The sequence below is a fragment of the Campylobacter sp. RM16188 genome, assembly GCF_012978795.1.
GTDB lineage: Bacteria > Campylobacterota > Campylobacteria > Campylobacterales > Campylobacteraceae > Campylobacter_A > Campylobacter_A canis.
The window spans coordinates 51,676-64,971 of sequence record NZ_LIWQ01000013.1 but is presented as its reverse complement, the minus strand read 5'-3'; the positions used below and the strand labels follow the sequence as shown (position 1 = coordinate 64,971).

At 37.0% G+C, this 13,296-nt stretch carries 10 protein-coding genes and 1 tRNA gene; all 11 read left to right on the top strand.

What is annotated here, in order from left to right:
* Positions 1-11: 11 nt before the first annotated feature.
* The 11 genes from CDOM16188_RS08765 to caiC all read left to right on the top strand — a co-directional run bounded on the left by CDOM16188_RS08765 (position 12) and on the right by caiC (position 13,279).
* On the top strand, positions 12-914 hold the full coding sequence (locus CDOM16188_RS08765; RefSeq protein ID WP_172201461.1) for a radical SAM protein: 903 nt from the start codon (positions 12-14) through the stop codon (positions 912-914).
* Between the two features lie 119 nt (positions 915-1,033).
* Positions 1,034-1,108, top strand: a tRNA-Asn gene (locus CDOM16188_RS08760).
* A gap of 757 nt (positions 1,109-1,865) precedes the next feature.
* The gene (gene fixA, locus CDOM16188_RS08755) at positions 1,866-2,627 is read left to right on the top strand and encodes a putative electron transfer flavoprotein FixA (RefSeq protein WP_172201459.1); all 762 of its coding nucleotides are present in this window, start codon (positions 1,866-1,868) and stop codon (positions 2,625-2,627) included.
* 10 nt (positions 2,628-2,637) lie between these two features.
* Positions 2,638-3,561, top strand: a complete 924-nt coding sequence (locus tag CDOM16188_RS08750; protein WP_172201457.1) for an FAD-binding protein — start codon at positions 2,638-2,640, stop codon at positions 3,559-3,561.
* A 9-nt stretch (positions 3,562-3,570) separates the two neighbouring features.
* Complete coding sequence (locus CDOM16188_RS08745; protein WP_172201455.1) at positions 3,571-4,359, top strand: enoyl-CoA hydratase/isomerase family protein; 789 nt, start codon at positions 3,571-3,573, stop codon at positions 4,357-4,359.
* A gap of 231 nt (positions 4,360-4,590) precedes the next feature.
* The gene (locus CDOM16188_RS08740; protein ID WP_172201453.1) at positions 4,591-6,192 is read left to right on the top strand and encodes a sodium:solute symporter; all 1,602 of its coding nucleotides are present in this window, start codon (positions 4,591-4,593) and stop codon (positions 6,190-6,192) included.
* Complete coding sequence (locus CDOM16188_RS08735; RefSeq protein ID WP_172201451.1) at positions 6,189-7,154, top strand: alpha/beta hydrolase fold domain-containing protein; 966 nt, start codon at positions 6,189-6,191, stop codon at positions 7,152-7,154. The genes CDOM16188_RS08740 and CDOM16188_RS08735 overlap by 4 nt, the downstream gene beginning before the upstream one ends.
* A 508-nt stretch (positions 7,155-7,662) precedes the next feature.
* A complete protein-coding gene (caiT, locus tag CDOM16188_RS08730; RefSeq protein ID WP_172201448.1) occupies positions 7,663-9,177 on the top strand; it encodes an L-carnitine/gamma-butyrobetaine antiporter in 1,515 nt (504 codons plus the stop codon).
* 83 nt (positions 9,178-9,260) lie between these two features.
* On the top strand, positions 9,261-10,397 hold the full coding sequence (gene caiA, locus CDOM16188_RS08725) for a crotonobetainyl-CoA dehydrogenase (RefSeq protein WP_216656271.1): 1,137 nt from the start codon (positions 9,261-9,263) through the stop codon (positions 10,395-10,397).
* Positions 10,398-10,482: 85 nt separating this feature from the next.
* The gene (gene caiB, locus CDOM16188_RS08720; protein WP_172201446.1) at positions 10,483-11,694 is read left to right on the top strand and encodes an L-carnitine CoA-transferase; all 1,212 of its coding nucleotides are present in this window, start codon (positions 10,483-10,485) and stop codon (positions 11,692-11,694) included.
* 1 nt (position 11,695) lies between these two features.
* Positions 11,696-13,279 (top strand): crotonobetaine/carnitine-CoA ligase, encoded by a 1,584-nt coding sequence (gene caiC, locus CDOM16188_RS08715; RefSeq protein WP_172201444.1) that lies wholly within the window; start codon positions 11,696-11,698, stop codon positions 13,277-13,279.
* The last annotated feature ends 17 nt before the right edge of the window (positions 13,280-13,296 follow it).

The window sequence follows — 13,296 nt, the reverse complement described above, 5'->3', positions numbered from 1 at the left end:
GGTTTTAGTTAATGATCGTTTTTGGGCCTGTAAGCTCTAGACGTTTTGGCACTTCCCTTGGGATTGATCTGTCTCCTAAAGGGAAGTGTTGTAATTTTGATTGTGTTTATTGCGAGTTAACTCAAGCTAAGATAGTGGACGAGATATCAGATCCGCCAAGCGTTAATGATGTGGTAAATGAGATCAAGCAAGCCCTTAAGAAAGATAAAAATATTGACGTTATAACGATTACCGCAAACGGCGAGCCTACTTTATATCCGAATTTAGCCGAGCTGATTGCCGAGCTGAATTTGATAAAAGGCGAGTCAAAACTTCTTATACTTTCAAACGGCACGGGTGTGCTTAATCCTAAAATTTACAATGCTCTTTTGGGGCTTGATATAGTTAAATTTAGCCTTGATAGCGCCATTCAAAAGACATTTCTTAAGATAGATCGAGGTAACAAAGATCTTTACGTTTCGGATTTGATTGAAAAAATGAGCGAATTTAGTAAGGAATTTGAAGGCGAACTTGTGCTTGAAATTTTAGTTGTCAAAGGACTGAATGACACTAAAGAGGAGTTTGAGGCTTTAAATTTGGCTATAAATAAAATATCGCCTAGCAGAGTTGATATAAGTAGTATCGATCGTCCCCCGTCATATCCTGTTAAGGGTGTTTCAAAAGAATTTTTAAATGAGCTTGCTTGTGAGATCAAGAACATCCCGTGCGTAGTGGCTAGTGCCAAATATAGCGGTGATCTGCTTGAATTTAATGAGGAGCAGCTTTTAGAGCTACTTGCTCGTCGTCCTCAGAGTGAAAATGACGTTAAAAACAGCTTTTCCGAAAACTCAAAAAGAAATTTAAATAAACTTTTAGAATCTAAAAAAATAAAAATAGTAAATATAGCCGGAGCTCATTTTTATAAACTAAGCTAAATTAATTTTGTAAATTTGAATAGTATCTCAAAATTATCCACAAAAGCCAAGAATTTAAGCTAAAATTAATTGACAAAACGAATGTTTTTCTCTATAATAACGCTTTCTTAACAACTTATTCCGGATTAGCTCAGCGGTAGAGTAGTCGGCTGTTAACCGATTGGTCGCTGGTTCGAATCCAGCATCCGGAGCCATTTCCTTTCAGTTCCATTTTTTTCTTTATTTTTCCGTTTTATTCTTTTTCTTCCCAAAAAGTTCTTAAAAAGCCTTGAATACGAGCTTAGAATCAACTATTTTTCTTTGATTTTTGATCTATTTTTGCTTAAACTTTTCTTATTCTTTCCTTAAATTTCTTATTGATTCTACTCTATTCCGAAAAAAAGTGAGTCACTAGATAAAAACTTAAACAAGTGACTCACTTTTTAATAAAGTATGACTTAGAAGGTTCGTATGATTATATTTTATTACAAAAGTATATGTTTGCTTTTTGGACAGTGGTTCGAATCCTATGACCGGACTTTTTTATATTAGTATTTTTATTGTTTAACAATGATGAAGCTTTTAGTTTGATTTGGATTTGTAATACTATACTAGATCAGAAAATATAGTTTTATCTTGGTTTTTGTATTATAAATATACAGCATTTTACTCTAATTATATTTAAATTTAGAACTTAATTTTAAAAAATAAAAGTTTAAATCATTTCAGTATTTTATTGTGCTATTGGTAGTTCTTTTAAGATAAATTGATGATATAAGGCTGTCATTTTAAAATATCAAAATAGTTACTATATAATCTATTTAAAAACTTAATATTAATTAAAATTTAAATATTGATATTATCTTAAATTATTTATAAAACTCTTGACAAATTAATCATAGTTATTATATAATCACGATTATAAAAATATCGCGATTAGTAAATATGATAAATTTAATACAAGGAGTACAGATGAATATCCTAGTGGGATGCAAGGTTGTTCCGGAAGAACAAGATATTCTTGTAGACAGTAGCGGTTCGCTTGATATTAGTAAGTCAAATCCAAAAATTAGTCAATTTGATCTTAACGCTCTTCAAGCGGCAGTTGATATCAAAGATTTGGTTGCTGATGCCAACGTAAAAGTAGTTAGCATAGGAGGCAAGTATCTTGAAAATACAAAAGTTAGAAAAGATATCTTGTCAAGAGGTGCTGACGAACTAAACGTAGTTACAAAAGATGAGTTTGAAAATCTTTTATCTCACAATACATCTGAAATTTTTGCCGATGCGGTAAAAACCATGGGTTATGATTTGATTATATGCGCTGACGGCTCATCTGATTTTTTTGCGGGTCAGGTCGGTATGAGAACGGGTGCTTTACTTAATATCCCATCTGTAAATGGTGTGAGCAAAATTTTATCAGTCGATAGTTCAAAGATAGTGGTTCAAAGAGAGCTTGAGAGCGAAGTAGAAGAGCTTGAGATCCCTCTTCCTGCGCTTATTTGTGTTTCAACCGACATAAACACTCCGGTAATCCCTGGAATGAAAGCTATTTTGGCAGCTGCTAAAAAGCCTATAAATAATGTAGCGTCTCAATATGAGCCATGCGAACTTGTAAAGCTTGAAGAGATCAAGGCTCCTAAGAAAAAAGATAGGCTAAAGACTATAGTTGAAGGCGATTCTGACGATAAGATAGCTGAATTTGTTGCAAATTTCAAAAAAGCATTAAATTAAGGAGGCGAAAATGAGTAAAGTTTCTAATGTATGGGTTTTTAGCGACAGCGCAAATCGCCTTGAGGAAGTTATGGGTGGAGCAAGAGAGCTTGGCGAAAAGGTCATTTGCTTTGTGATTGGAAATGATGCGACAAAAAGAGCGTTTGAATTTGGGGCTGATGAAGTGTATGCCTTACCAAGCGATGCTGTGAGTGAAAATTTTGCTTTGAGTATATCTAAAGTTATAGAGTCTCAAAACGGTTTGGTCCTTATGCCAAACACAAGAAGATGTAAGGCTATGGCTAGCTTGATCGGGGCAAATTTAAAAGCAGGCGTTAGTACCGAAGTAAGCGAAATAAATTTAGATGGCGCTTCTGTGGTTTGCAAAAGAATGGTTTATGGCGGACTTGCTATAGGAACCGAGAGGATAAACTCCCCAGTCGCTATCGTAGTGGTAAATAGCGGTGCATTTGCAGCTGCTGCTTCAAATTTCGATGGCAACAAAGAGGCTAAAACGCTTGAATTTATAGAACCGAAAGTAGCTATAAAATGTATTAAAAAGCTTCCGAAACAGGCTAGCAGCATTGATTTAAATAAGGCAAAACGTATTGTGGCTATTGGTCGCGGTATAGCAAAAGAGGAAGATATCGCTATGGCTCGCGAATTGTGCGAAATTTTAGGTGCCGAACTAGGATGCTCTCGTCCTATAGCAGAAGGCGAAAAATGGATGGAGCATGAGAGATATATAGGTATTTCAAGTGTTATGCCAAAGCCTGAAATTTATATATCAATCGGAATTTCGGGTCAAATTCAACATATGGTCGGCGTAAAGGATGCGGGCAAAATCATCGTAATCAATAAAGATAAAAATGCGCCTATTTTTGATTATGCGGATTTCGGAATAGTCGGTGATTTGTATAAAGTCGTTCCTGCGCTTATAAATTCTTTTAAATAAGGAGTTAAAATGAGAGATTATCATGGTTCAAATGAAGTTATTAGCGAGCTTAGAGAGGATGGAATTTTAATCCTTACTATAAACAGACCTGAAAAGAGAAATGCGCTAAACGGTGCAACCTCGGCCAAAATGGAAGAAATTTTAAATATGGCAAGCAAAGATAATGCAGTAAGGGTAATCATAGTAACCGGTTCGGGTGAAAAAGCGTTTTGCGCAGGTGAAGATTTAAGCGAATTAGCAGAAACAGGAGAGTGTCAAACGGTTACTGAGCATGGATTTGGAGGACTAACAAATAGACTTTGCCCTAAACCGATAATTTGTGCAGTAAACGGTACAGCAGTAGGCGGCGGTATGGAAATAGCCGTAGCTTGCGATTTGATAGTGTCCGTAAAAGAGGCTAGGTTTGGCTTGCCTGAAGTTAAAGTAGGATTAATCGCTTCAACTGGCGGTCTTGTAAGAATGGCAAGAGAGCTTCCTCGCAAAATTGCAATGGAGCTTTGCTTAACAGGCAAGCTTATATACGCTGAAGAGGCAAAAGAGATCGGTATCGTAAATTACGTAGTTGAAAGAGAAGAGCTTATGAATAAAGCAATCGAACTTGCAGAGCAAATAGCTGCAAATGCCCCTATAAGCCTTCAGATAACAAAAGAAATTTTGCATGCCGCCCCATCCATGTCTCTTGAAGATGCTATGAGATTAAGCGACAATTCATATAAGTATATAGAAAAAACGGAAGATGGAATTGAAGGTCCTCTTGCATTTATGGAAAAAAGAAAGCCTAATTGGAAAGGCAAATGATATAGATAAATTTCTCCCTCGTAAAATTTATGAGGGAGAAATTTGTGTTTAGGCTTAAAGTTATGCTTTTAAGAATTTAAGGTAGTTAAGTTCTTAAAAGCATAAAGCAAAGGATGCGAATATGGGCGAAATAATATTTTCATTGTTTGTAGGTTTTTGCCTAGTTTTAACGGGCTTCATATTAAACATCAGCCTATCTTACGAAGAGAAAAATAATAAAAGCATCAAGCCATGAATATATACATAATAGGTGTCTTTATAGGTATTTGCATATACCTTATGATAGGTTTTTATGCTGGCAGGAAAGTTAAAAATTTAGAAGACTATTATGTTAGCGGAAGAAACGCTTCAACTCTTTTTATCACGGGAACCATGTTTGCCTCAATGCTTAGCACTAACGGCTTCATGGGCGATACCGCTTATGCTTATAGCGGTAATATCTCAACTATTTTTCTTATAAATGTAATTTGTGCTTGCGGTTATATCTTAGGACCTCTTTATTTTGGAAGATATATAAGACGCGTTAAAGTAAATACCATGCCAAGCTATTTTTTTATGCGTTTTAACAGCAAAAGAATTCAAAGATTTGCAGGAATTATCACGGTTGTGTCGCTTAGTGCCTATTTGCTTAGCGTTATAACGGGGACTGCTATTTTGATGCAGGCTCTAAGCGGACTTGATAGATTAACCTGTCTTTTTGTGGCATGGGTTTGTATAGTGCTTTTTACTATTTATTCAGGCTCAAGAGGCGTCATTATAATTGATACGGCTATGTGTATATGTTTTTTATTATCGACACTTCTTGTCGGTTATTTCGTTTTTAATGAGGTTGGCGGAGTTTCTAATCTGGTTGAAAATTTGATAAAAAATGAAAATTCACCCAAAGATCTGCTTAGCTATCACGGAAACACTCATGGCGGAAGCGTGTTTGATATAGTTAGCTACGGAGTGACGCTTGGGATAGTTTGGATGATTACGGTTGGTGTGAGCCCTTGGCAGGCGGGACGAAATTTGATGGCTAAAAATGAACACGTTATTTTTAGATCGGGAGTGATCTCCGCTCTTCTTACAGTATTTTTCTTACACTATCTTTATGTGATTGCAATTAGCGTTATAGAACTAAATCCAAATATGAATAATCCCGAACAAGTTATAATTTGGGCCGCTTATGAAGTTGTTCCCGAATTTTTAGGAGTATTTTTGCTAACGGGTATTTTGTCGGCGGGACTAAGTTCGGCAACTACGTTTTTATCGGTTGTTAGCTTTAGTTTGGCAAACGATATATTTGGGCTTGAGTTTAAAGACGATAAGTCTCAGGTGAATTTTACTCGAATGGTTGTATTTATCGTGAGCATTATCGCACTCATCGTGGCATATTTTGATCTTGCGAGTATTCGTATTATAGCTTGGTTTGCAAGTACTATCATCGCTGCTTCATGGGGTTTTTTGGCTTTTGCCAGTGTGTGGAGTAAGAAGCTAACCGAAAGAGGTGCGTATCTATCGATGATGGGCGGTTTTTTCGGGTATTTAATCAGTAAAATGCTTGTAGAATTCGCCGAGGTGCCTCTTAAAAATTTCTTTGATCCGTTTTTCATAGGAGTTTTTATAAGCGTAGCTTGTGCAATCTTTGGTTCGTTTGGACAAAAACCAACTAAGCAAGAGATAGAATTTCAAAACAATCTTCATAAAATTCCGCAAAGCGAAAGAAATGAGAAGGATTATAAGATAGATAAGATGTATGGATATCTTTTGATAGCTGCGGGATTTTCAATGGCGGCATTTTTGATCATTTTCTGGGCGATACCGTATAACACTATAAAAGGACTACTATGAATACAAAAAATAAAATAAATATAATGGATAAAATTTCAGATGATATGAGGCTCGTTATAGAGTATCAACTCTCAAGCGCTAAGGAGCTTGATTCGGCAACTCTGACAAACGAACAGATGAGACAAAATTATGAAGATGAGCGTAAATTCTGGAACGAAAATCCTCCTTTGATGTTTGAAAGCAGAGAATTTCAAGTTGAGTTTAAAAATAGAAGCGTTAAAGCCGTGGCACACTACCCTAGCAAACAAGATGAGTATAAGGCTATATTTTTCATACATGGAGGCGGTTGGGTTGTCGGAAGTATTAATACTCACGATAGAATCATGAAAACCATAGCCGAATTTAGCGGATGTGCAGTGATAGGCATAGATTATACTTTAGCTCCTGATGAGAAATTCCCGACTCAGCTTGAAGAGTGCGTCTGTGTGATAGAGCATGTCATAAAAAATGCAAGCGAATTTAAAATAAATCCGAATTCGATAGCTTATGCGGGAGATAGCTGTGGTGCAAATATGTGCATGGGAACTTATCTTTATCAGCGAAATATGGGTAAAGATGTGAGCTTTGTTAAGGCTATGGCTTTGTTTTACGGACTTTTTGGACTAAAAGATTCTGTAACTCGCACGCTTTACGGTAGCGAGATAGATTGGCTTAGAGAAGAAGACTTTGAGTATTATTATAATGAGTATTTGGCTGATAAAAAAGATGCGCAGTCTCCTTTTGTTAATGTTTTTAATGCCGATTTAACCAAAGATGTGCCGCCTTGCTTTATCGCGCCTTGTGAATTCGATCCTTTAAAAGATGACAGCGTGGCTTTATATCAAATTTTAAAACAGTATAATCAAAGTGAATTTAAAGAGTATAAAGGCGTTATACATGCATTTTTGCATTTTTCAAGGATGATGCCGATTGCAAAAGAAGCTATGAGAGACGGTTCGAATTTTATTAAAAAATTTATATGATTTAAGATTTTTTATATGGGATTTTAAAACCAATAAATCATTTAAGCTTAATATCCATATTTTATCTTTAAATTATTTTTATTGAAAAAATTTTGAATTAAAATCGCGTTATTATCAATTAATTTCTAAATACCTACTTATTTAATTAGCTTTCGCTATTTCAGCAGTAAAGTTATAAAATAGTATCTTTATAAAATTATATTCATCGTAGAAATTGAATTAAAATTTAAATTCAAATATTACTTAAAATTATTTATAAAATCCTTGACATTTTAATCATAGTTATTATATAATCATGATTATAAAAATATCGTGATTATTAAAATAGCACGATTATAAATTTGTTTTTTAAATTTGCGTTTTTATTGTTTTTCAAGCATCAAATTCTCGATACTTGTATAGTTCTTGTTAAAAATAGGCTGTTTTTAGAACTTGAAATACAAATTTGGCTTTTTAATGACTTGAAATTATGGTTTTGACTCAATATTTCTTAATAAAGGGGTTTAAGATGAAAGCAAGAAAGGTTGGTATTGAACCTAAGGTGTTCTTTCCTTCGCTTATCGCAGTCGGTATTTTAAGCTGGCTGGTTGTTAGAGATTTGGATGCGGCAAATCGCGTTATAAATGCGACTTTTGCTTACGTTACAGGCTCTTGGGGATGGGCTTTTGAGTGGTATATGGTCATAATGGTCATAGGCTGGTTTTGGCTTGTTTTTGGACCTATGAAAAATAAAAAGCTAGGCGACGAGAGTGATGTGCCGGAATTTAGTACTATCAGCTGGATCTTTATGATGTTTGCTAGTTGTACCTCTGCGGCTGTTCTTTATTGGGGAACGGCTGAAATTTACTATTACGTAACTACGCCCCCCTTTGGCTATGAACCTATGAGCGTTCAGGCTAAAGAGCTAGGTCTTGCATATAGCCTTTTTCACTGGGGTCCGCTTCCTTGGGCTACTTATAGCTTGCTTTCGGTTGCGTTTGGATACTTCTTGTTTGTTAAAAAGATTAACGTCGTAAGACCAAGCGGTACGATAGAGGCTGCAGTCGGTGAAAAGTTAGCAAACGGCTGGTTTGGTATATTGGTAGATAACTTATATATAGTGGCTTTGATATTGGCTATGGGAACAAGCCTTGGTCTTGCTACTCCGCTTGTTACCGAGTGTATTCAGTGGCTTTTTGGTATAGAAAGAACTCTTCAGCTTGATACTATGATTATTACTTGTTGGGTTGTATTTAATGCCATTTGTGTTGCTTTTGGATTGAATAAAGGCATTAAAATAGCAAGTGATGTTAGAAGCTATCTTATGATAATTATGCTTGCTTGGGTAGTGATAATTGGTGCTTCAACATTTACCATCAACTATTTTACCGATAGTGTGGGCGTTATGTTTAATAACTTAGGCAGAATGCTATTTTACACCGATGCGATAGGCAAAGGCGGCTTCCCGCAAGGTTGGACTGTATTTTATTGGGCTTGGTGGGTAGTATACGGCATTCAGATGTGTATATTTTTAGCGAGAATTTCTCGCGGTCGTACAGTTCGCGAGCTTTGTATAGGCATGGTCGCAGGACTTACGGTTACTACTTGGACTCTTTGGACTATTTTAGGAAGCAACACGATGAATATACTTATAACCGGATCTATAAATTTGCCTGAGATTATAAGCACTCATGGTCTTGCTCGCGGTATAATCGAGACTTGGGCGGCTCTTCCTATGTCTACTTTAACTATATGGGGATTTTTTATCTTGTGCTTTATCGCAACAGTTACTTTGGTAAACGCTTGCTCATATACGCTTGCTATGAGTACTTGCAAAGAAGCTAGCGGATATGATGAGCCACCTCTTTGGGTTAGGGTTGGTTGGTCTATTTTAGTTGGTGTTATAGGTGTTACTCTTCTTGCTCTTGGCGGTCTTAAACCTATTCAGACTGCTATTATTGCAGGAGGTTGTCCGTTATTTTTCGTAAATATAATCATATTGATTGCGTTTTTTAAAGACGCTAAAAGAAGTAAGTGGTATTAAATTTAGGACGCAGAGCTTAAATAGCGTAGCGATTATCTTGGGCGGCTAAATTTGGCTGCATAAATAAAATTAAAGGAAATAAGATGATAGATTTTAGTTTAACCGATGAACAGCAACTATTTGTTGCAGGCGTTAGAGAACTTATGGAGAGAGAAAACTGGGAGGCGTATTTTGCAAAATGCGATGAAAACCACGAGTATCCTATCAAATGGGTCAAAGAGCTTGCCGAGCTTGGAGTAGATACTATGCTTCTTCCTGAAGAGAATGGCGGCATGGGGGCTGATTGGGTTACGCTAACTGCCATATGGGAAGAGCTTGGCAGATGTGGCGCGCCTACATATGTGCTTTATCAACTTCCGGGCTTTAGTACTATTTTAAGATATGGAACACAAGAGCAGATAGATAAAATTTTTGCTTTCTGTGGCACCGGAAAACAGATGTGGAATTCGGCCATTACAGAGCCAAGCGCGGGAAGTGATGTGGGAAGCCTTAAGACAACTTACACAAGAAAAGATGGCAAGGTGTATCTAAACGGACAAAAGTGCTTTATAACTTCAAGCGCACATACTCCTTATATAGTGGTTATGGCTAGAGATAGTGCAAGCGAAAAACCTATATTTACCGAGTGGTTTGTGGATATGAGTAAGCCGGGTATAAAACTAACCCAACTTGATAAACTAGGTCTTAGAATGGATAGCTGCTGCGAAATCGTGCTTGATAATGTCGAACTTGAAGAAAAAGATATGTTTGGCACCGAAGGCAATGGATTTAACCGCGTTAAAGAGGAATTTGACGCAGAGAGATTTTTAGTCGCTTGCACGAACTACGGAATAGCATATTGCGCATTTGAGGATGCTGCAAAATACGCAAACCAACGCGTTCAATTTGGCGAGGCTATCGGCAGAACCCAACTTATCCAAGAAAAATTCGCTCACATGGCAATGAAGCTAAACGCGATGAAAAATATGGTCTATGAGACAGCTTGGAAGATGGATCAGGGCATGAATGTAACGGGCGAGAGCGCTATGTGCAAATTTTATTGCGCAAACAAGGCTTTTGAGGTTGTGGATCAGGCTATTCAAGTACTTGGCGGTATTGGCGTAACAGGACATAGAACTTCAAGATTTTGGAGGGATTTAAGAGTTGATAGGCTTTCAGGCGGTTCTGATGAGATGCAAATTTTAACTCTTGGTCGTGCGGTGCTTAAAAAATATAGATAAAAATTTAAGACCGATAAGAGATGAAATTATCGCTTCAGATAGATTAAAGCTATACAACTAAGAAATTTGCCACAAAGGAAATAAAATGAAATTTAATACTCCGAAATTTGGTCCTCTAAGCGGCGTTAGAGTGGTCTTTTCCGCAATGGAGATTGCGGGACCTTTTTCTGCTCAAATGCTTGCCGAATGGGGTGCAGAGGTTATTTGGATAGAAAACTCAAAATATCCCGATACTATCCGTGTTCAGGAAAATTATAAAGAGCTAAGCCGCAGAAATTTATATGCTCTTTCTCTGAATTTGTTTAGCGAAGAGGGCAAAGAGGTATTTTATAAGCTTATAAAAGAGAGCGATATATTTATAGAAGCTAGCAAGGGTCCTGCATTTGCAAAAAAAGGCATAACCGATGAGGTTCTTTGGAGCCATAATCCAAAGCTTGTAATCGCTCACCTTTCAGGCTTTGGACAATACGGTGATCCCGAATACACAAATTTAGCCGCTTATAACACTATAGCGCAGGCTTTTAGCGGATATTTGATCCAAAACGGAGATCAAAACCAGCCAATGCCGGCTTTTCCTTATACTGCCGATTATATTTCGGGCTTTACGGTTACAAGTGCGGTTTTAGCGGCCTTGTTTAACGCTCAAAGAACAGGTAAGGGCGAGAGTATCGATGTGGCGATGTATGAAGCTATGTTGCGTGTGGGACAATACTACATGATGGATTATCTAAATGGCGGTGAGATGTGCCCAAGGATGATAAAAGGCAAAGATCCGCTTTACGCAGGTTGCGGGCTTTATTCTTGCAAGGACGGATATATTGTCTTTGAAGTGGTTGGAGTTAGCCAAGTAAAAGATATGTTTGAACTAATCGGCATTAGCGAGCTTTATGGAAATGATGACGTGCCTGAAGGAACTCAGCTAATCAGTCGCAAAATGAGAGTAAATAATGCTTTTGAAGCGGCGCTTGATAAATTCTTCGGCTCAAAAACTATTGCCGAAGCGCTTGAAATTTTGGCGGGTTTAAAAGTGGCCGGTGCAAAAGTGCTTGAGGTAAGCGAGCTTCAAAGCAACCCTCAATACATCGCAAGAGATAGCTTTGCAACATGGAAGAATTCTGCCGGAAAAGAGTATAAAGGTCCAAATATCATGCCTAAATTTAAAAACAATCCTTGCAAAATTTGGCGTGCAATGCCTGCTTATGGCGAAGATACGGCTGATATCATGACTCATCTTGGATATAGTGAAGATGAAATATCAAAACTAAATAGCGAAAAGATAATCAGAGTAGGAAAATAAAATGGATATGATAGGTAAGAGAACTCTGCGTGAGTATTTTGACGAGCTGGCGACTTCTCACGGAGAAAAGACAGCTATCGTTTATGAAGATTCAAATGCAAATGTCTCAAGCCTATCTTATGCAAAGCTTAACGAGCAGATTAATAAATCAGCTAATCTGCTCTCCTCTTTAGGTGTAAAAAAGGGCGAAAATGTAGTTATTCATATGCTAAATAGCATTGAGTATATAGTAAATTTCTTTGCCATAGCAAAGCTTGGCGCAGTAGCCGTCCCCGTAAATGCTAATTACGTATATGCCGACACGCTGTTTATTATTCAAAAAACAAAACCCGTTTTGGTAATAACTCAGAGTGAATTTGTAGAAATTTACGAGCAGATCGAGACGAAAAACTATAAATTTAAAAATGGAATTTTGGTTGCAAGAACGCATAGAAACGCAAATTGTAAACATATAAACTATGAAAAAGAGATAGAGGCGCAAAGTGCCAAATTTAAGTATAAAAAAGATGAATTTGATAATCTCGCTACGGCTGAAATTATATTTACATCTGGTACTTCATCGTTTCCAAAAGGCGTAATGATAACGCATTATAATCTTATATTTGCAGGATACTACACCTCTTGGCAGATAAATTTGCGAAAAGATGATGTATATCTGACCGCTATGCCGCTTTGGCATATAGATGCTCAATGTACCGCCATGATGCCTACATTTGCTGCGGGAGCTACTTTTGTATTGCTTGAGAGGTATTCGGCGCATAAATTTTGGGATCAGATAATCGCTCATAAGGCAAGCGTAACAGAATGCATACCAAAGATGATATGCACCATGTCTCTTCAACCGGTAAAAGCCAATGAAAAAAGCCACTCTTTGCGTGAAATGCTCTTTTATCTAAACATCAGCCAAAAAGAGATTAAAAAATTTATGACTCGTTTTAGTATAAAGAGCCTTTTAAAATCATACGGTATGAGCGAAACCGTGGTAGGTTTAATCGGTGATAGACCAAATGAAACTCGCAAATTTCCTTCCATCGGAAGAGTGGGCTTTTGCTATGAGGCTAAGATAGTGGATAAGAGCGGGGCTGAGCTTCAGGCTGGACAAAAGGGTGAAATTTTAATCAAAGGCGAGCGCGGTAAGACGATATTTAACGGATATTACGAAAACGAAGAGGCTACTAAAAAGGTTTTAAACAGTGAAGGTTGGCTACATACGGGAGATATCGGATATGTCGATGAGGATGAGTATTTTTATTTCGTAGATCGGGATATAAATTTGATAAAAGTAGCGGGCGAAAATGTTTCAAGCGTAGAGCTTGAAACTTATATAGGTTCTCATGAGAAAATTCTAGAAGCGGCGATTATAGGAGTTCCTGACGGGTTTAATAACGAACTTATCAAAGCTTGTGTAGTGCTAAAAGAGGGCGAAAACTTAAGCGAAAATGAGATCAGAGAATTTTGCGCTAAGGGGCTTGCTAAATTTAAGGTGCCTAGCTTCGTGCAGTTTTATTCATCGCTGCCTAGAACCTGTACGGGCAAAGTAAGAAAAAATGTTCTTAGAAGCGAGCATTTAAAAGAGAATTCGTAAATTTATAAAAAAGGGAT

Coding starts and splice junctions, on each gene's coding strand:
- caiB (WP_172201446.1), top strand. CDS start 10,483: ATGAAATTTAATACTCCGAAATTTGGTCCTCTAAGCGGCGTTAGAGTG.
- CDOM16188_RS08740 (WP_172201453.1), top strand. CDS start 4,591: ATGAATATATACATAATAGGTGTCTTTATAGGTATTTGCATATACCTT.
- caiA (WP_216656271.1), top strand. CDS start 9,261: ATGATAGATTTTAGTTTAACCGATGAACAGCAACTATTTGTTGCAGGC.
- caiT (WP_172201448.1), top strand. CDS start 7,663: ATGAAAGCAAGAAAGGTTGGTATTGAACCTAAGGTGTTCTTTCCTTCG.
- CDOM16188_RS08765 (WP_172201461.1), top strand. CDS start 12: ATGATCGTTTTTGGGCCTGTAAGCTCTAGACGTTTTGGCACTTCCCTT.
- fixA (WP_172201459.1), top strand. CDS start 1,866: ATGAATATCCTAGTGGGATGCAAGGTTGTTCCGGAAGAACAAGATATT.
- CDOM16188_RS08750 (WP_172201457.1), top strand. CDS start 2,638: ATGAGTAAAGTTTCTAATGTATGGGTTTTTAGCGACAGCGCAAATCGC.
- caiC (WP_172201444.1), top strand. CDS start 11,696: ATGGATATGATAGGTAAGAGAACTCTGCGTGAGTATTTTGACGAGCTG.
- CDOM16188_RS08745 (WP_172201455.1), top strand. CDS start 3,571: ATGAGAGATTATCATGGTTCAAATGAAGTTATTAGCGAGCTTAGAGAG.
- CDOM16188_RS08735 (WP_172201451.1), top strand. CDS start 6,189: ATGAATACAAAAAATAAAATAAATATAATGGATAAAATTTCAGATGAT.